Source organism: Anaerosphaera multitolerans (assembly GCF_004006535.1).
Taxonomy (GTDB): domain Bacteria; phylum Bacillota; class Clostridia; order Tissierellales; family Peptoniphilaceae; genus Anaerosphaera; species Anaerosphaera multitolerans.
In genome coordinates, this window is sequence record NZ_RLIH01000003.1 from 94,548 (window position 1) to 113,051 (window position 18,504).

General features: G+C 30.8%; 16 protein-coding genes and 1 tRNA gene. 3 read left to right on the top strand and 14 right to left on the bottom strand.

Features of this window, described 5'->3' with window-relative positions; translation table 11 throughout:
- Positions 1 to 6: 6 nt before the first annotated feature.
- The 14 genes from EF514_RS02980 to EF514_RS03045 form a co-directional block, all read right to left on the bottom strand.
- On the bottom strand, positions 7 to 543 hold the full coding sequence (locus EF514_RS02980; protein WP_127723691.1) for a helix-turn-helix domain-containing protein: 537 nt from the start codon (positions 541 to 543) through the stop codon (positions 7 to 9).
- A gap of 164 nt (positions 544 to 707) precedes the next feature.
- Complete coding sequence (locus EF514_RS02985; protein ID WP_127723693.1) at positions 708 to 1,781, bottom strand: tartrate dehydrogenase; 1,074 nt, start codon at positions 1,779 to 1,781, stop codon at positions 708 to 710.
- Between the two features lie 14 nt (positions 1,782 to 1,795).
- A tRNA-Arg gene (locus EF514_RS02990) sits at positions 1,796 to 1,871 on the bottom strand.
- A gap of 21 nt (positions 1,872 to 1,892) precedes the next feature.
- Complete coding sequence (locus EF514_RS02995) at positions 1,893 to 3,056, bottom strand: hypothetical protein (protein ID WP_127723695.1); 1,164 nt, start codon at positions 3,054 to 3,056, stop codon at positions 1,893 to 1,895.
- Positions 3,040 to 3,888: a hypothetical protein gene (locus EF514_RS03000; protein ID WP_127723697.1), complete on the bottom strand. Its 849-nt coding sequence runs from the start codon at positions 3,886 to 3,888 to the stop codon at positions 3,040 to 3,042. The genes EF514_RS02995 and EF514_RS03000 overlap by 17 nt, the downstream gene beginning before the upstream one ends.
- A gap of 3 nt (positions 3,889 to 3,891) precedes the next feature.
- Positions 3,892 to 4,314 (bottom strand): SoxR reducing system RseC family protein, encoded by a 423-nt coding sequence (locus EF514_RS03005; RefSeq protein WP_127723699.1) that lies wholly within the window; start codon positions 4,312 to 4,314, stop codon positions 3,892 to 3,894.
- Between the two features lie 9 nt (positions 4,315 to 4,323).
- A complete protein-coding gene (gene aspS, locus EF514_RS03010; RefSeq protein WP_127723701.1) occupies positions 4,324 to 6,099 on the bottom strand; it encodes an aspartate--tRNA ligase in 1,776 nt (591 codons plus the stop codon).
- Between the two features lie 251 nt (positions 6,100 to 6,350).
- Positions 6,351 to 7,886 (bottom strand): Mur ligase family protein, encoded by a 1,536-nt coding sequence (locus tag EF514_RS03015; protein WP_127723703.1) that lies wholly within the window; start codon positions 7,884 to 7,886, stop codon positions 6,351 to 6,353.
- A 9-nt stretch (positions 7,887 to 7,895) separates the two neighbouring features.
- Complete coding sequence (gene hemZ / locus EF514_RS03020) at positions 7,896 to 9,281, bottom strand: coproporphyrinogen dehydrogenase HemZ (RefSeq protein WP_127723705.1); 1,386 nt, start codon at positions 9,279 to 9,281, stop codon at positions 7,896 to 7,898.
- Position 9,282: 1 nt separating this feature from the next.
- A complete protein-coding gene (locus EF514_RS03025) occupies positions 9,283 to 9,903 on the bottom strand; it encodes an MBL fold metallo-hydrolase (RefSeq protein WP_127723707.1) in 621 nt (206 codons plus the stop codon).
- 8 nt (positions 9,904 to 9,911) lie between these two features.
- Positions 9,912 to 10,361: a D-aminoacyl-tRNA deacylase gene (dtd, locus tag EF514_RS03030; protein WP_127723709.1), complete on the bottom strand. Its 450-nt coding sequence runs from the start codon at positions 10,359 to 10,361 to the stop codon at positions 9,912 to 9,914.
- A gap of 5 nt (positions 10,362 to 10,366) precedes the next feature.
- Positions 10,367 to 12,508 (bottom strand): RelA/SpoT family protein, encoded by a 2,142-nt coding sequence (locus EF514_RS03035; RefSeq protein ID WP_127723711.1) that lies wholly within the window; start codon positions 12,506 to 12,508, stop codon positions 10,367 to 10,369.
- Complete coding sequence (gene recJ, locus EF514_RS03040; RefSeq protein WP_127723713.1) at positions 12,505 to 14,274, bottom strand: single-stranded-DNA-specific exonuclease RecJ; 1,770 nt, start codon at positions 14,272 to 14,274, stop codon at positions 12,505 to 12,507. The genes EF514_RS03035 and recJ overlap by 4 nt, the downstream gene beginning before the upstream one ends.
- A gap of 231 nt (positions 14,275 to 14,505) precedes the next feature.
- Complete coding sequence (locus EF514_RS03045) at positions 14,506 to 15,234, bottom strand: GntR family transcriptional regulator (protein ID WP_127723715.1); 729 nt, start codon at positions 15,232 to 15,234, stop codon at positions 14,506 to 14,508.
- Positions 15,235 to 15,693: 459 nt separating this feature from the next.
- On the opposite strand from EF514_RS03045, the gene citD reads away from it, so the two are divergent.
- From citD to citF, 3 genes are read left to right on the top strand one after another with little or no spacing between them, the layout of a single operon-like run.
- A complete protein-coding gene (gene citD / locus EF514_RS03050; protein WP_240648991.1) occupies positions 15,694 to 15,981 on the top strand; it encodes a citrate lyase acyl carrier protein in 288 nt (95 codons plus the stop codon).
- 1 nt (position 15,982) lies between these two features.
- Positions 15,983 to 16,882, top strand: coding sequence for a citrate (pro-3S)-lyase subunit beta (citE, locus tag EF514_RS03055; protein ID WP_127723717.1), 900 nt, complete (start codon positions 15,983 to 15,985; stop codon positions 16,880 to 16,882).
- The gene (citF, locus tag EF514_RS03060) at positions 16,872 to 18,422 is read left to right on the top strand and encodes a citrate lyase subunit alpha (RefSeq protein WP_127723719.1); all 1,551 of its coding nucleotides are present in this window, start codon (positions 16,872 to 16,874) and stop codon (positions 18,420 to 18,422) included. The genes citE and citF overlap by 11 nt, the downstream gene beginning before the upstream one ends.
- The last annotated feature ends 82 nt before the right edge of the window (positions 18,423 to 18,504 follow it).

Here is an 18,504-nt window from a genome sequence, read left to right on the forward strand (position 1 = left end):
TGCTCCTTAAAAATTTGGTGGTGAACTGACATAGAGAAATTTTGCCAATTTACTCTTTTTATTTTCAATATAACTCTCTTTATCAGCTCTAAAATAAAATGTTTCTCCTTTTTTTACTTCTTGTTTTTTATCGCCATAATAAAGCACTATACTTCCCATTAAAATATAGCCTAAAATCTCACCTTCAAAGGGACTTAACACTTTTGTTGTCGAACCATTTTCCAATTCTATAATAGTTGGCTCCATTTCGTTTTTTTGTGCATTTGGCACTATCCATTTAATCTTGTAGCCATTATCTTTTATACTTTCAAAATAATCTTCATCTTTAAAAACTATTTTTTCATCCTTAACATCTTTAAAAAATTCAAAGGGATTAGTTCCCAAAGCTTCTAAAATATCAATTAAGGTTGCTATTGAAGGAGAAGTTAAATTTCGTTCAACCTGTGAAATAAAGCCCTTTGTAAGTTCAGATCTATCTGCTAATTCCTCCTGGGTTAAATTTTGTTTTACTCTTAAATTTTTTATTTTATTTCCTATATCCATTTTTTCACCAATAACACTATATTAAACTTTTTACTTACTTTATTAACCAATATGATTATAAATTTTACTTTTAAATATGTCAACAGATATTTAAAAAATTTTACTTTTTGTTTAATTTATAAAACTTATATCTAAAAAAAATCACACCTTCAAGATGTGATTTCCTACATTTTTACTATATTCTTTAGATGATAACAGAGTCTATCCCCCACTTCGCCAGTTTTTGCATTTCCTCCCATATCTCTTGGAAGATGAGTTCCCTCTTCTATTAAATACTCAATAGCCTTTAAAATATCTGCTCCTATATCTTCTCTGCCAAAAAAATCCATCATTTGACTTACTGACCAAATAGCTGCTATTGGATTTGCTATATTATCACCTGCTATGTCCGGAGCAGAACCATGAATAGGTTCAAACATTGAAGGATACTTCCTTTCAGGATTTATATTCGCTCCGGCAGCAAGACCTATTCCCCCGGCTATTGCTGCTCCTAAATCAGTTAAAATATCACCAAATAGATTTGATGACACTACCACTTCAAGTTTTTCAGGATTTTCCAACATAACGATAGTAGCTGCATCAACAAGGTAACTATGAGTTTCTACTTCCGGATATTCTTCTTTTAATTCATTAAATATATTGTCCCAAAAAACCATAGAATAATTTAAAGCATTGGCTTTTGATATACTTGTCAAAGTTTTATTTGAGTTTTTTGCAATTTCAAAAGCATATCTTATAATTCTCTCACAACCATATCTTGTAAATACACTGTCTTGAATTACAAGCTCCCTATCTGATCCTTTAAACATGTGGCTTCCTGTTCCTATATATTCACCTTCACTGTTTTCCCTAACAAAAATCATATTAATTTCATTTTGCGACTTATTCTTTACAATGCTGTCAACACCCTTTAAAAGTTTAATTGGTCTTAAATTGACATATTGGTCAAATCCCTGTCTGATTTTTAACAACAGACCTCTTAAAGAAATATCGTCGCTAACTATATTATTTCCAACCGCTCCTAAGTAAATAGCATCAAATTGAGATAGTTTTTCCAGTCCATCTTCTTCCATCATTACACCGTGCTTTACATAATAGTCACAACCGTAATCAAAATACTCCAAAGTAAAATCAATATCACCATATATTTTAGAAATTAATTTTAAAAGCTTCACACCTTCATCCACAACTTCTCTACCTATTCCATCACCCGGTATAACTGCAATTTTATATTTCATATTTTCTCCTTCTTTGGTGCACTCGGAGGGAGTTGAACCCTCGACATTTGGCTTCGGAGACCAATGCTCTATCCACTGAGCTACGAGTGCTTATGAAGATGCCAAACATCTTCAAAAATCATTATACAACTTAACTGCTTCATTATATCTGCTTTTTCCTTCTTTACTGCCATCAAATTCAAAGTAATAAGACTTATAAGTTTGAATGTCTATTTCAAAGAAAGGATTTCCGGACGAATCAAAATAAACAAGTTTAGTAGGTTTTCCGTTTCTTCTTTCTTCTACCATGTATAGTCTATTTCTATTATCAACAAGATATCTCAACACTTGAATTCCACTGTCTAACTCATAAGTTTTATCAAGTATGTTATAGCTACCCATAAAATCTATATTTTGACTATAGACATCTATTCCGAAAACCATATTCTTTAAAATTTCCTTACTATTCTTTATAAGATTATCAGTTAAAGCAACATTAGCATATTCTACATTTTTCTTTTCTACGGAAATATTATTACTTAGATTAGATAGAAATTCACTATTGTGGGAATTAGGAAACAATAAAAGGTCATATCCTCTTAAAGCCTTTGACTTTAAATATAAAACACCGTCAGTAAAATCCTTAGTCTCTTTTCCGCTAAAAGCCAATTGATTTTCCTTTATATCTTTTTCAATTTTTTCAAATATTTTAGTTTTAATTAAATAATTTTTATTCTCAATATAGTAATCTATCAAACCCATTTTTTTAAAGATTCTATTATTGTTTTCAACAATTTTTTCATTTAACGAATTTATAATAAAATTATTAAATGATAGGTTGCTAATTAATACATTCCCATTTGCCTCATTTAAATTCTCCACTTCAATATCTCCAAAATAAGTGGCAATAAGCTTCCTATATCTATTTGTTTTATCGACCAATGAAAGATTTCTTGCATTGTCAAAATTCAAATTTATTGTTTGTAAAAAATGATTGGAGTAAAGTTTTTTAATAGTCTCATAGTCTCTACTATCTTCAAAAGAATCATAAACATTTGAAATTTCTTTCAGCTCTTTTAATTTTAGATCAAGTGATTTTTCATCTTCCCTTAATTTTTCAATAGAAGTTTCTTTTTCATCTATTTCTCTTTTAAGAGTTTTATTCTGTTCTTTATAAAAAACTTGATTAGATGAAATCTTTTCAAAGTTTAAATAGCTATAATAGATTAAAACTCCGGCAAGTAAAATAAATACAATACTTAATAATGTTAGGGTTTTATTACTTAGATTTTTCATTTTCTTCACCTAAGCTTTCTAAAAATTCAATAGTTCCCTTGTTTTTAAAGTATTCTTCAATCAAAGTTAAAGAGTTTTTCTTTAAATTCAATAAATTACCATAGGATAACTTACCGGTTTTAATTCCAAAAGTTTCCATATTTCTATATACTTCAGTTAAACCTACAATTTGTGAATATAACTTATTTAAGTTTTGATCAATATCACTTAAGTCATTGCCGATCTCATATAATTTATCTGAGTACATAGCAGTGGTAAAGGCCAATATATCAAATTTAATGTCTCTTTTATTAAGAGAAATTAAATACTTTACTGTACCTGATCTAATTGCTTCTTCCATAAATTTTTCCAATTCTAAGTAAGAATAAAGATCGGGATTAAGTTCATCAACATCATTTATAGAGTTTAAAGAAACAAATTTAGAAATGGAATTATCTAAAGTCTCGGTTAAATAATAATCTCCGCTATAGTAATCTTTATATTTTTTAATTTCTTCCTTCAATTGTATTTTTATAGAGGAGTTCTTACTTTTAAGATTTTCAATTTCAGATTCTATTACATCTTCATCTCCCATAGTATAATCATAACCATACTTTGAAGTAAATTCCAATTCAATTTCTTCAAATGCTTTCATTGTTTCATTATATTTTTCCTTTATTTCAATTTCACTTTCGACTATTTGAGTTAAGTCATTTTTTAACTTTTTATTATCTTTTTCAATATCCTCCATATTACTATAGCTGAAAAAAGAAAATCCGAAAATTAAAATTGAAATAATTAAAATTCCTAAAGTCACTTTTGAAATAATATTTAAAAAATTATTTTCTTTCATAGATCAATACCTTTTAATACTAATTTCATTTAACTTGTTTTCTCCATGTTTAGCATCTACTCTTTTAATTATTAAATAAGCCATACTCATAACTATTAAGCCTAATCCGAAAGCTAGGATTTCTGCAGAAGTCAAATTCATTTTTGAAAATACATATATTCCAATTAATGTACCCAGTAACAGGAATACAAGCGGTAATCCATATACCAATAGTATATAGCTTATTACCATTTTGGAATTCATTTCAATTTTAACTCTTTCTCCCACTTTTAAATTAAGAGTATTTGGTACTTTTAAGTTAAAAGGTTTTGATTCACTGCACTTAGCTTGACAAGTTTCACAATTAGAACCGCAAGCAGATTCCCTCATCACAGAAATTTCTACATATTCACCTAAATCCTTAATTACGTATCCATCCTGTTCCATATGACACCTCTATTCTATTACTTTAATATGAACTTCCTCTAACTGTTCTTCGCTTAGTTCCACAGGTGCTCCTGTAAGTAAATCCGTAGCAGATTGGGTTTTTGGAAAAGCTATTACATCTCTTATATTTTCAGAGTCAGTAAAGAGCATAATCAATCTGTCCAATCCATAAGCCAATCCACCGTGAGGAGGTGCTCCATATTTAAAAGCTTCCAATAAAAATCCAAATTTCTCTTCAGCTTCTTCTTCTGAAAAACCTAAAGCTTTAAACATTCTGTTTTGAATTGCAGGATTATTAATTCTTATACTTCCTCCACCCATTTCATCTCCATTTATAACGATGTCATAGGCCTTTGCTCTAACAATCTCAGGCTGTGTTTCCAAGTATTCTAAATCTTCTTTCATAGGAGAGGTGAAAGGGTGGTGTTTTGCAACATACCTTCCTTCATCTTCATCATATTCAAAGAGAGGAAACTCGGTAATCCACAGCAACTTATAATCATCTTTACTTATTAAATCCATATCTTTAGCTATATGATTTCTCAAATTGCCAAGACTGTCATATACAATATTATTTTTGTCTGCAACAAATACCAAAAGGTCTCCAAGCTCCCCCCTCATCTCTTTAATTATTCCATTAATTACATCTTCTGAAAGAAATTTTGCAATTGGAGAATTAATACCCTCATCTGTTATTTTAATCCAGGCTAAGCCTTTTGCACCATAGGTTTTTACAAAATCCTCAAGTTTACCTACAGCTTTTCTTGAATAAAAAGAAGCCCCATTTTTAATATTTATACCCCTTATACTGCTACCTTTTACACTTGCACTTTCAAAGACTTTAAACCCGCTGTCTTTTACAATTTCAGTTACATCTACAAGTTCCAACTCGAATCTTAAATCAGGTTTATCCACTCCAAACCTATCCATGGCTTCACTATACTTCATTCTTTGAATTGGAAGGTCTATATCAACATTTAAGATTTCTTTAAACGCATATTTTAAAAATCTTTCATTTACCTCAATTACATCTTCAATATCTACAAAACTCATTTCTAAATCAATTTGTGTAAATTCAGGCTGCCTGTTTGCTCTTAGGTCCTCATCTCTGAAACACTTTGTTATTTGGAAATACTTATCCATTCCAGATACCATCAACAATTGCTTTAACAATTGAGGTGATTGCGGAAGCGCATAAAACTTTCCTTCATTAACCCTACTTGGTACTAGATAATCTCTGGCTCCTTCAGGCGTTGGTTTTGAAAGCATTGGCGTTTCAATTTCCATAAATCCTTCATTATAAAAAAAGTCTCTCGTAACTTTGTAAAATTTAGACCTTACCATTAGATTGTTTTGCATAAAAGGTTTTCTAAGATCTAAGGTTCTATATTTCAATCTCATATTCTCTGCCACATTATCGTCATCTTTAATGTAAATTGGCGGAACTTCCGACTCACTTAAAATTCTCAACTCCTTGGCTAATATTTCAATTTTTCCAGTTGGGATTTTTTCATTTATTGAAGATCTCTCTCTAACTGCTCCCACTATAGCTATTACAAATTCAGATCTTAACTTTTCCGCCTTTTTAAATAATTCAGCATCTACAGTATCGTCAAATACTATTTGTGAAATTCCTGTTCTATCTCTTAAATCTACAAAAACTATGGATCCAAGGTTTCTTTCCTTTGCAACCCAACCCATTAAGGTAACCTCTTCTCCAATATTAGCTTCCCTTAATTCCCCACAATAATAATTTCGTTTTAATCCTTTAATATTCTCTGACATAACTACCTCCAAAAAAATAAAAATACCCCCGTCCGATAAGGGACGAGGGAAATCTCGCGGTACCACCCTAATTAGGTAAACCTCTCTCATATTTTTAACGCAAATCTACGGAATCCTCTACAAAAAAGTTGTCCCACTAAATAAATCCCATGAACTTTCACCTTTTGTCCACTCTCTAGAGAAATTTAATTTAGTTTCCTCTTTTTATCGTATTTAACTTTATTATAAAGTCCTTTAAAATCTATGTCAAGTTAACAAACTCTATTGTCTATTTTATCTAGTAATTTAGCTTTATCTTTAACTAATTTGTGTTCAATTAAAAAGTCACAGGCAAACTTAGCTCCTTTATCCATTCCTTGACATCCGGCAAATAATACAACGTCCTCCTTTTCTGCAGTTTCTAAAACAGCTTCTATGGATTCCTCTAAAGTGTCAAAAATTTCCACATCTATATTGTTTTCTTTCATAACTTCTAAAAATACATTTAACTCTTCATCTAAAACTTCATCTTTAGATGTAACTGTATCTTTACTCAACGTTGCATAAAAGGTCTGAGGCTTTAAAGTTTTTAACCATTGCGCCGTCATTTCAGCACTTTCTCTATTTAAGTTAACACCTCTATTCCCTCTAATGGCATAGAGCATTCTAAGATCAGCGAATTTCATTTTTGACAATGTGCTTAATGTCACTTCTATATTTCTGGAATTTGCATAGTGATCATCAATAATTTTAAAATCTTCATCATATATCATCTCAAATCTTCTTTCAACTCCGGTAAAATCATTCATAGCCTCTTGAATAATTTTAATATCTATTCCTTCTACTAAGGCTATTATTATAGCAACTACAGAGTTCATTACAGAAGAATATCCACCTACGGAAAGATCAATTTTAAAACTTCCTTTGCTAATCTTTCCATCTTTTAATTCTATATCACTATTTACATTAAAAGTAAATTTACCCATTCCAGTAGATAAATCTAAGTTTGAAATTGAAAAATCATAATTGTCGTTTTCCAGAGAATAGGTTAGCACTTGGGATTTTGTTTCATTTTTCAATCTGGCAATATGTTCAAAATCCATATTTAAAATTGAGACACTTTCAGGCGACGCTTCTTTTATTAACTTAGATTTAACTTCGTAATAGTTTTCAAAGCTTCCATGTTGATCAATGTGTTCTCTTGAAAAATTATTAAAAGTCACTATATCATAGTCAATATTCTTCACCCGATATAATTCTTGAGCTGAAGATGAAACCTCCATCGTCACCTTTTCTATTCCCTTATTAACCATATCTCTAAAATACTTTTGTAACTCTAAAGAGTCAGGTGTAGTTAGAATAGAAGGTATTTTAACGTCATCATAAGTCGCAAGAACTGAGCCAATTAATCCCGTTTTAAATCCCGCTTTTTTATATATATTATCCACCATAAAAGAAGTTGTAGTTTTCCCGTTAGTGGCAGTAATTCCCACTATATTAAGCTCCTTTGAAGGATTACCGTAAAAATTTGAAGAAATATCGGCTAAGGTTATTCTCGTGTTTTTTACTTTAATTTGAGGGATATCTTCTTCCGAAAAATTTTCAACTAAAATATACTTTGCCCCATTTTTTACTGCATCGGAAATATACTTATGTCCATCTGTAATATATCCCACAACAGCTACAAACAGTTCTCCGTCTTTTATTTTTCCACTATGGTAATTAATTCCGTTAACTTCATCATTGAAATCAATACTTCCCTTTACATCTAAGATCTCAACGCCTTTAAAAATCTCTTTTAATTTCAATGTAACCTCCTAAAATTTAAAATCTCGATAATAATTTAACTTTTTAGAAAAAATTTCATCGTTTCTCTCTATATAGTCCTTAATATTTCTAAAGTTCATAATACTTTCAATTCTATCTTCTTTAGGAAAGAAAAACTTAGAAGAACTGCTCATTCCAAATCCAATAATACTCTGTTTTTCCTCCATCATATATATATTGTAAATTGATTCAAAACCTTCTTTACTATATCCAACATTTTCACCATTTCCAATCATTCGCTTTTGTCTGTATAAATAGTAGGGATAATATCCTACACTGTAAGTTTCTTTATCAATAAAATCAAAAATATTTTCAATAGAATTACTTCCCCTATACTTTTCTTCATAGAGCTTAGAACCATTTTTTATAGATAGAGTGTGTACAGTAATATTTTCAGGATTTAGTTTTAATATTTCCTTTAAAGTTTTTTTATTATCTGTTATTCCTTCTCTGGGAAGCCCTACTATTAAATCCATATTTATAAAATCAAAACCTAAATCTCTTGCTAGGCTAAAGGAATTATAAATATCTTTAACACTGTGGTTTCTTCCAATTTTATTTAAAGTTATATCATTCATTGATTGGGGATTAATGCTGATTCTATTTACTCCCTCTTCCTTAAGCATAAGTAACATATCTCTACTTATAGTGTCAGGTCTTCCACATTCAACAGTGAATTCACTTGGGTTTCCATAACGTGAATTTAGAATTTTAATAATTTTTTGAAGAGACTTCACTCCTATGGAGGTAGGAGTACCTCCTCCAATATAAATGGACTTGGGTTCCCCTTTAAAATAAAAGGATTCCCTTTCCAGATCCTTTACCAGCCTTTCAATATAATCATCAGCTACTTTACTGTTGTATATCTGTGTTTGAAAAGAACAATAGGAACATTTACTTGGGCAAAAAGGTATGTGAACATAAATACTATAGGATTTCGGATCTATTGGACAAATAACTTTTAGTTCTCTCTTAGCAATATCCATTAAATATTCAACTAAATCCTCTGCTACAAAGTATTTAAACTTCAATATATTCATAACTTCCAAGTCACTATAATTTCTTAAAAGTTTTATAATTAATTTTACAGGCCGTACACCGGTAAGTATACCCCATTTATCATAACTTTCAAAATGGGGTTTCAGCGCTTTATATAATTTCTGTTTTATTAATATCTTCTGTTCTCTAATATCAGAGGTCTTCTCAACTAAAATTTCACCTTTAAAAAAATCGGATTCTATCTTTAAGTTAAAATCTTCTAAATCTGTAATTTCTAACTTAATATAATTGGAATTTTCATAGGAGGGAAATTTCAACCTTAAAAATTCAAATACTTCTTTTTTTATATTTTCATTATAATATTTAACTTCAATCATTTTATCTAATAAACGGGTTATTAGCCCTTTCAAATTCAATTGAAGTCTCCGGCCCGTGACCCGGAAGAACTACTATATCCTTATCTAATTTCATTAACTTGTGTAGAGAGGCTATTATAGTGTCATAATCTCCTCCAGGAAAATCTGTACGTCCTATTGAACCGTAAAACAACGTATCTCCTGAAAATAATACTTTATCAATTAATAGACAAATTCCTCCGGGAGTATGTCCGGGAGTTGAGATAACTTTTAACTCTTTATTTCCAAAAGGAATAGTATCTCCATCTTTTACCAGTATATCAGCCTTTAAAGGTTCATCTTTAACACCGAGCATTCCATTTAATTCGCCTGATCTTTTAGCCAACATTTCGCTATCATCTTCACTTAAATAGGCCTTAACCTTAAACTCGTCTCTCACTTTTTCCAAAGCTCCGAAATGATCCGGATGAGCATGTGTAATTATAATGCTTAAAACTTTTAAATCATTTTCTTTTACAGCATTTATTACTTTATGCGCTTCAGCACCAGGATCAATTATTATAGCTTCCTTATTTTCGTTAAATAAAATATAACAGTTAGTTTGATAATCTCCTAAAACCAGTCTAATTATTTTAAAATCCATATTATCTCCTAAAATATTTTTTCACTGTCAAGTAAAATAGTAACAGGTCCGTCATTTACTAAATGAACTTTCATATCTGCTCCATATTCACCTGACTCCGTTTTAATTCCCAACTCTTTAGCTTTCTCAATAAATTTATTGTAATACATTATTCCGTTTTCAAATTTTGCAGCTCTTATATAACTTGGCCTATTGCCCTTTCTTGCATCTCCATATAAAGTAAACTGCGAAACTACTAAGAGCTCACCTTCCACGTCTAATAGACTCTTATTCATTACAGAATTTTCATCATTAAAAATTCTAAGTTTCACAACTTTGTTAAAGATATAATCAAAGTCCCTATCCTCATCTAGGTCTTCTACTCCCAATAAAACTAAAATGCCCTTATTTATTTGGGAAATAGTCTTTCCGCTTATCTCTACACTTGCCTTTTCCACTCTTTGTACTACTGCTCTCATAACACCTATGCCTTTACTCTATAAACATCAAATACATTTTTTATCTTTTTAAGCTTTTCAATTATTCTTTCCAACTCTTCAATACTGTGAATTTCAACTGTAACATCTAAAATTAAGTCTCCGTCCTTTGTTGTCTTTGCATTTAAATTGTGAAGTGCCAACTTTGAATCGTTTATTTTTGTTGCCACATCGGAAATCACATTTCCCTTATCAACTGCTTTAACTTCAATTTGAGCATTATAGGAAACGCCTTTTTCTGTCTGCCACTCAACTTCTATTAGCCTTGCAGTTTCATTTAAACTCTTTATATTTGAACAGTCAGCTCTATGGACAGATACTCCCCTTCCAATAGTAATATAACCAACTATGTCATCTCCCGGCACCGGATTACAACACTTGGCAAATCTAACCTTTAAGTTATCTACGCCTTTTACTATAATGCCGCCCTGAGTTATCTTCTTAGACTTTTGAGGTATTACTTCCTCTTGTACAAACTCAACCTTGTTGTTCTTTTTATATAATTCAATTAATTTTGACATAACCTGATTAATAGTTATGCTTCCAAATCCAACAGCAGCATATAAATCATCTAAAGAATAAACATTCATCTTAATACATACTTCATCAAGCCATTCATCTTTTAAGATGTCGCCAACTCTATAGCCCAGCTTTTTAGCTTCCCTTTCAAGCATGTCTCTTCCTCTTTCAATATTTTTATCTCTGTCTTTAACTTTAAAATATTGAGCGATTTTTTTCTTTGCTTGTGGACTTTTAACTATTTTAAGCCAATCCATTGAAGGACTTGCATTTGAACTTGTGATTATATCGATAATATCTCCACTTTTTAATGTGTAATCCAAGGGAACTATTCTTCCGTTTATCTTAGCACCGACACAGTGATTTCCCACATCCGAGTGTATTCTATAGGCAAAGTCAATAGGAGTGGAACCTTCAGGCAGATTAATTACATCTCCTCGAGGCGTAAATACAAATACCTCGTCAGCAAAAAAGTCTATTTTCAAAGTTTCCATAAAGTCATTAGGATCACTTAAATCCTTTTGCCACTCTAAAAACTGTCGTAGCCAAGTTAGGTTTTCATCAAAGGATGTAGATTTAGAAACTCCAGCCTTATATTTCCAATGGGCTGCAATACCGTATTCAGCAGTTTGATGCATTTCAAAAGTTCTGATTTGAACCTCAAAAGTTTCTCCGCTATTGTCTATAACTGTAGTATGCAATGACTGATACTTATTTGGCTTAGGCATTGCAATATAATCCTTAAATCTTCCCGGTATAGGTTTCCATAAAGTATGAACTACACCTAAAACCCCATAACAATCTTTTATATCATCTACTAAAACTCTCACTGCAGAAAGGTCATAAATTTCATCAAAGGCTCTTCCCTTAAATTTCATTTTTTTATAGATACTATAAAAATTTTTAGGTCTTCCATGAATATCTGCGTTTATTCCAATCTTATTAAGATTCTCTTGAAGTTCAGAAATAATTCTGTTTATTAAAGCCTCTCTTTCATTTCTTCGTTTATTTACCATTTCAACTAATTGGTAGTAATTTTCAGGATCCAGATATCTTAAAGATAGATCTTCTAATTCCCATTTAATTTTACTCATACCCAACCTATCGGCAAGAGGTGCGTATATTTCAATGGTTTCCGTTGCTTTTTCTTTTTTCTTGGCATCAGTCATATACTCAAGAGTTCTCATATTGTGAAGTCTATCAGCCAGTTTCACTATAATTACTCTTATGTCCTTAGCCATAGCAAGTACCATTTTTCTAATATTTTCGGCTTGTTTTTCCTGTTTAGTTTGATAGTTTAACTTTTTAAGCTTTGTTACGCCATCTACAAGATTTGCTATTTCTAATCCAAATTCTCTTTCCACATCTTCAAAAGTCACATCAGTGTCTTCAATTGTATCATGGAGAAGTCCTGCAATTATTGTAGGCGTATCCATATTCATTTCAGCTAAAATCAATGCAACATTGTAGGGATGAATAATATAATCCTCTCCGGAATTTCTCTTCTGTCCCTTATGATTTTCATAAGCCAAAGTATAAGCTTTTCGTATTAATTCTTCGTCAACTGAAGGATTGTATTCTTTAATTTTGTTAATTAATTCATCAATCATTTCATCACCCCACTTGCTCTATAATTGTTAATTTTTAATTCTAAATTTTCTACACCTCTAAAACTATTTATTTCAGGTGTAAACACAATATCTAAAAATATATTATTTTTAAGTCCGTTAATCATTTTATTAATTTCCGCTTCGCTATAATGTCTATTTAAATTCTCAGTAAAAACATCTAAATTTTCAAAGAGAATAGCTTGCCTATTTTCCTTTCCGTCACTTAATGTCATCTTTATCACATTTTTATTTTTCCCAAAGACGTTAAAATTGACTACATTTAAATTTAAAGAACCTAAGAGCGGTTTTGGATTTCCACTTCCAAAGGGTTTTAAGACATCAATATTACTTGCTAAGTTAATATTTACTCTACTTAGTTCAATTGAACTGTCAATATAAACCCTCTTTATTAAATCCTCTTTTGTTAAGTTTGATTTTTTATTTACATCTATAACAAATTCTTTAAAATTTTCTTCTTTTAAACTTAAACCACAGGCCATTGCATGACCGCCAAATTTTTCTAAAAAATTCTTAGATAGAGAAATCTTTTCAAACATATTGTAATTTTCAATACTTCTTCCGGAACCTTTTAAATAGTCGCCTGATTTTGTCAACACAATAACAGGCCTGTTATAATTTTCTTTTATTCTTCCAGCGATAATACCAAGTATACTTTCATCTATGGAATCATCTTTTAAAATTAAAACAGGAAATTTATTTACTAAATTATTTTCCTCTATAACATTTATAATTTTATTATACCCCTCATCTGTCATTTCCTGTCTTTTAGCATTTAATGCTCTTAAATACCTTGCTATTTCAATAGCTTTTAGCTCATCTTCTTCAAAAAATAATTTCAAAGCATCTGTTGCATCTTCAAGTCTTCCTGCTGAATTAATAGTCGGTCCAATTACAAAGCCAATATGGTAGGTATTTATATCATCTTTATTAAGTCCGGACTCCGATATAATAGCTTTTAATCCTTTGTTTTCCGTTATTTTAAGTCGTTTTAAACCTTCTACTAAAATAATTCTATTTTCATCTGTTAGTGGCATTACATCACAAACTGTAGCTATTGCAGCAAAAGGTAGTAATTCATTATAAAGTTCTTCATCATCTATTCCATAAATTTTATAAAGGTAACTTATGACTTTAAAAGCCACAACACCTCCGCAAATTTCCTTAAAGGGATATTTTGAATAACTTATCTTAGGATCAACTACTGCCTTAGCCTTAGGAATAATTTCTCTTCCATCTTCGTCTACCGGTACTTCATGATGGTCGGTAATAATAACATCTATATTATTTTTTTCTGCATATTCTACTTCACTAAAAGCAGCTATCCCGTTATCACAGGTAATTATTAATTCAATACCATCGTCAACAGCCCTATCAATAATATCTTTATTAATGCCATAACCATCTTTTACTCTATGCGGTATTGCATAATCAACAGTTGCCCCCAACCTTTTAAGTCCCTTTACTAAAATATAGGTGCTCATAACACCGTCTACATCATAATCGCCTACTACTCTGATTTTACTACCAGTTTTTATAGCACTAACTATAAAATTAGAAGCCTTTATTAAGTCGGGCAAAAGTAAGGAAGTATTTAATTTTTCCAAATTCGGATTTAAAAAATCCTCAATTTTTTCCTTAGTATCAATGTCTCTATTTAATAAAATTTTATAAATAAAAAAATCTATATTTAGATTTTCAAATATTTCTCTATTAGGTTTAACATTTTTAATAAACCACTTTTCCATTTAATCACCGTTCTCCAGATATAAGCTTAAGTATACCATAAAAAACCATTATTTTAAACAAGGGTAAATAACATATACTTTAAAAATTCTTGGAAAGTTATATACTTATATTTCATTTATAATTATTTAAATTTAAGATTATAAACACCACAAAAAGATTTAATGAAAATGTCATTAAATCTCATTTGAGCATATTAAAATTTTTAATAATTTAAAGTTAATGAAAATGATTTAAATATTATACTTGTTTTTTAAAAATTCCTGTCTTTCTCTTTCAAGTTTGTTTATTTCATTTAAAACAGCAAATCTAGAATAGTTTAAATGTTCTTCAACTAACACCCTTAAAGAATCTTCATCCTTAAGTTTCATAAGTCTTACAATTTCCATATGTTCTTTAATAGCATCAAGTCTTCTCGAGTCATCATAAAGAGATATATCCCTAAATCTAATTAAATAATCCCTAAGATTTCCTATTATAGTTTCCAACCTAGGCATTTTGGCAAACTTTAAAATATTTGAATTAAATATTGCGGAAAGTCTTATTACCTCTTCTACATTATGATTTTCATGTTCTTCATAAGTAATTTTTAGAAGCTTATCCATGCTCTTAAATTCATCTTCAGTCATATTGTTCATTGCAGTAATTGTAGCCAGTGTCTCCAATGCAATTCTTATTTTATATACTTCCTCTGCATCTTCGGGACTTATTCTTTTTACAACTACTCCATAATTTTGTATATATTCAACGATGCCTTCTTCTTTTAATTTTTCTATTGCATTTCTTATGGGTGTACGACTAATATTTAAATATTCAGAATAATATTTTTCATTTATTCTTTCACCAACGGGAATAATCCCCTTAATAATGGCAGTTCTCAACCCGGAATATACTGTTTCGTTTAAAGATTTGTTAGAACTTACATTTACATATTTTTTTAACTCTGACATGTATCCATACATTTTATAACCTCATAACAATATTTCATTTGTCCTAGAAACTTACTATATTATATGGATATCCAAAATACAAGATATTTAAACTATTTAATAAAACATATCAATAAGATAAAGTATTTAACACATTTTAAAAACACTTTAATACATAAAAAAAACACTCTTGTATCAATTAAAAATATATAATTACTATTAGGGAAACAATACATTATTGCTTAGGGATTATTATATTTAATTATAAAATTAATATAATTGAAAACGATATTTTATTTTGCATTATATGATTATAAGCTGTTTTCCCATTTTATAAAGACAATTACTTATTAGTCTGTATTAAACGGCAAAGTTCAAAAATATTTCAAAGTTTAATTACTAAAGAATATTTATTTAAACTATTGCTGTTGGAAATCAATTTATAGAAAGACAAAACATTATCATTAAATAAACTATTAAGGAGGTTTTTAAATGTTGGAAATTAAAAAGGAAGCAGTTGCAGGTACTGTAGAGTCCAATGATATATTGATTACAGCCAACAAAGGTGATGGAATCAATATTGAATTGCAAAGCTCTGTGAAAACTCAATTTGGTAAACAAATTGAAAAGACCATAAGGGACACCTTAAAAGAACTTGATATTTCAAATGTCAATATAAAGGCTGTGGACAAGGGAGCCCTTGACTATGTAATTAAAGCTCGTACTAAATCCTGCATATATAGGGCTTGTGAAGTAGAAGATTATAATTGGAGGGTGTAAAGTGAAAGAAAGACTTAGAAGAACAATGATGTTTTTACCGGGAAATAATCCTGGGATGCTTACTGATGCACATATTTACAAACCTGATTCAATTATGATTGACTTAGAAGATGCAGTAAGTATAAATCAAAAAGATGCTGCTAGAATGTTAGTATATCACGCTTTAAAAACTATTGATTATGGTAATGTTGAAAGAGTTGTAAGAATTAACGGACTGGACACTCCCTATGGTGAAGAAGATATTAGAGCTGTAGTAAGTGCCGGAGTAGATGTAGTAAGACTTCCAAAGACAGATACTGCCCAAGATATTATAGATGTAGATAAAATTATTACTGAAGTTGAAGAAGAACTTGGCTGTGTTGGAAGAACCTTAATGATGGCTGCAATTGAATCGGCAACGGGAGTTTTAAATGCAGTGGAAATAGCGCAGGCTTCTCCAAGAATGATGGGTATTGCCCTAGGAGCGGAAGACTACGTTACAAATTTAAAAACCACAAGATCTTCCCACGGTTGGGAGTTATTTGCTGCTAGGTCTCAAATTGTATTAGCTGCAAGAAATGCTGGTATAGCATGCTTTGACACTGTTAACTCCAATTTAAATGATATGGAGCAATTTGAAAGAGAAGTTCAATTTATTAAAGACCTTGGGTTTGATGGTAAATCTGTAATTCACCCTAACCAAATCTCTGTTGTAAATAAAATCTATACACCTACTGAAAAGGAAATAAATTCCGCTATTAAAATTATAGCCGGAGCAAAAGAGGCAGAAAGAAAAGGCAGTGGCGTAATCAGTGTAGATGGAAAAATGGTTGACGGTCCTATAATAGTAAGAGCTGAAAGAACTTTAGAATTAGCTGTTGCCAGTGGTATTTTAAGTGAGGAGGATATTCATGAACTATAATAAAAATTCTGTTGGAAGAGAAATTCCTGAATATCTTGAGGGAATTGGTGAATTACAACCCTTTATCGGCGTTGGAAAAACCTTAGTAAATAAAAGTAAAGCGGGAGCCAAAATAAGAGTTGGAAAACCTGGCGATAAAAAATTAGTAAGTTCAATTAAAGAAGCAATTGAAAAATCAGGTTTAAAAGATGGAATGACAATTTCTTTTCATCACCACCTAAGAAATGGCGACTACGTTTTAAACATGGTTTTAGATGTAATTGCCGAAATGAACATTAAAGACTTAACTCTTGCTCCAAGTTCTTTGGCATCAGTACATGACCATATAATCCCCTATATCAAATCCGGAATTATAACTGGAATACAATCTTCCGGACTGAGAGGACAATTAGGTGAAGAAATTTCCAAAGGTATATTAAACAAACCGGCTATTATAAGAAGTCACGGTGGACGAGCTAGGGCTATTGAAGATGGTGAACTACACATAGATGTGGCTTTTTTAGCTGCGCCATCTTGCGATGAAATGGGAAATATGAATGGACAATCGGGAAAAAGCGCCTGTGGTTCACTGGGATATGCAATGGTTGATGCACAATTTGCTGATTGTGTAGTAGCCATTACTGATAATTTAGTTGCATACCCTAATATCCCGGCTTCAATTAATCAAATGTACGTTGACTACGTTGTTGAAGTGGAAGAAATCGGAGACCCTAAGGGAATTGTTTCAGGTTCCATTAGATTTAATGACAATCCTAGGGATTTATTAATAGCACAAAATGCTGTAAAAGCTATTAAAGCTTCTGGACTTTATAAAGATGGCTTCACTTTCCAAACGGGAGCTGCCGGATCCACTCTTGCAGTGGCAAAACTTCTTAAAGAAGATATGAAAAAAGACAATATTAGAGCTTCTATGGCCCTTGGCGGTATTACAGGATACATGGTTAATATGTTGGAAGAAGGTTTAGTAGACGGTCTATTTGACACTCAATCCTTTGACCTAGATGCTGTTAGGAGTATTAGAGAAAATGAAAAACATTTTGAAATTTCCGCTTCGGAATATGCCAACCCTAACAGTCCGAGTCCTGCAGTAAATAATTTGGATTTTGTTCTATTAGGAGCTTTGGAAATTGACACAGATTTCAATGTAAACGTAATGACAAGATCAGACGGAGTTATTAACCAAGCTGTTGGAGGACATCAAGATACTGCTCCCGGAGCAAAAATGAGTTTAATTCTAGCACCTCTTGTTAGGTCAAGAAATCCAATAGTTCTTGATAAGGTAACTACTGTTTGTACTCCCGGAGAAGCTGTAGATGTAATATGTACTGATTACGGAATTGCAGTAAATCCTTTAAGAGCTGACTTAATTGAAAAGTTCAAAGAAGCTAAAATTGAATTGTTAACAATTGAAGAACTTAAAGAAATGGCTGAAAAGCAAACCGGTGTTCCGGATACTATAGAATTTAGTGATGATATAGTGGCAGTTCTAGAATATAGGGACGGAACCATTATTGATACTGTTAAAAAACTTAAAAATTAATTTAAATAAATTTTTCTATGTAGGGGTCAAAGGACTCCTACTGGAATTATTTTTATTGTTTTGAAATTAATTTCAAATAGTG

Coding starts and splice junctions, on each gene's coding strand:
- EF514_RS02980 (WP_127723691.1), bottom strand. CDS start 543: ATGGATATAGGAAATAAAATAAAAAATTTAAGAGTAAAACAAAATTTA.
- EF514_RS02985 (WP_127723693.1), bottom strand. CDS start 1,781: ATGAAATATAAAATTGCAGTTATACCGGGTGATGGAATAGGTAGAGAA.
- EF514_RS02995 (WP_127723695.1), bottom strand. CDS start 3,056: ATGAAAAATCTAAGTAATAAAACCCTAACATTATTAAGTATTGTATTT.
- EF514_RS03000 (WP_127723697.1), bottom strand. CDS start 3,888: ATGAAAGAAAATAATTTTTTAAATATTATTTCAAAAGTGACTTTAGGA.
- EF514_RS03005 (WP_127723699.1), bottom strand. CDS start 4,314: ATGGAACAGGATGGATACGTAATTAAGGATTTAGGTGAATATGTAGAA.
- aspS (WP_127723701.1), bottom strand. CDS start 6,099: ATGTCAGAGAATATTAAAGGATTAAAACGAAATTATTATTGTGGGGAA.
- hemZ (WP_127723705.1), bottom strand. CDS start 9,281: ATGATTGAAGTTAAATATTATAATGAAAATATAAAAAAAGAAGTATTT.
- EF514_RS03025 (WP_127723707.1), bottom strand. CDS start 9,903: ATGGATTTTAAAATAATTAGACTGGTTTTAGGAGATTATCAAACTAAC.
- dtd (WP_127723709.1), bottom strand. CDS start 10,361: ATGAGAGCAGTAGTACAAAGAGTGGAAAAGGCAAGTGTAGAGATAAGC.
- EF514_RS03035 (WP_127723711.1), bottom strand. CDS start 12,508: ATGATTGATGAATTAATTAACAAAATTAAAGAATACAATCCTTCAGTT.
- recJ (WP_127723713.1), bottom strand. CDS start 14,274: ATGGAAAAGTGGTTTATTAAAAATGTTAAACCTAATAGAGAAATATTT.
- EF514_RS03045 (WP_127723715.1), bottom strand. CDS start 15,234: ATGTATGGATACATGTCAGAGTTAAAAAAATATGTAAATGTAAGTTCT.
- citD (WP_240648991.1), top strand. CDS start 15,694: ATGTTGGAAATTAAAAAGGAAGCAGTTGCAGGTACTGTAGAGTCCAAT.
- citF (WP_127723719.1), top strand. CDS start 16,872: ATGAACTATAATAAAAATTCTGTTGGAAGAGAAATTCCTGAATATCTT.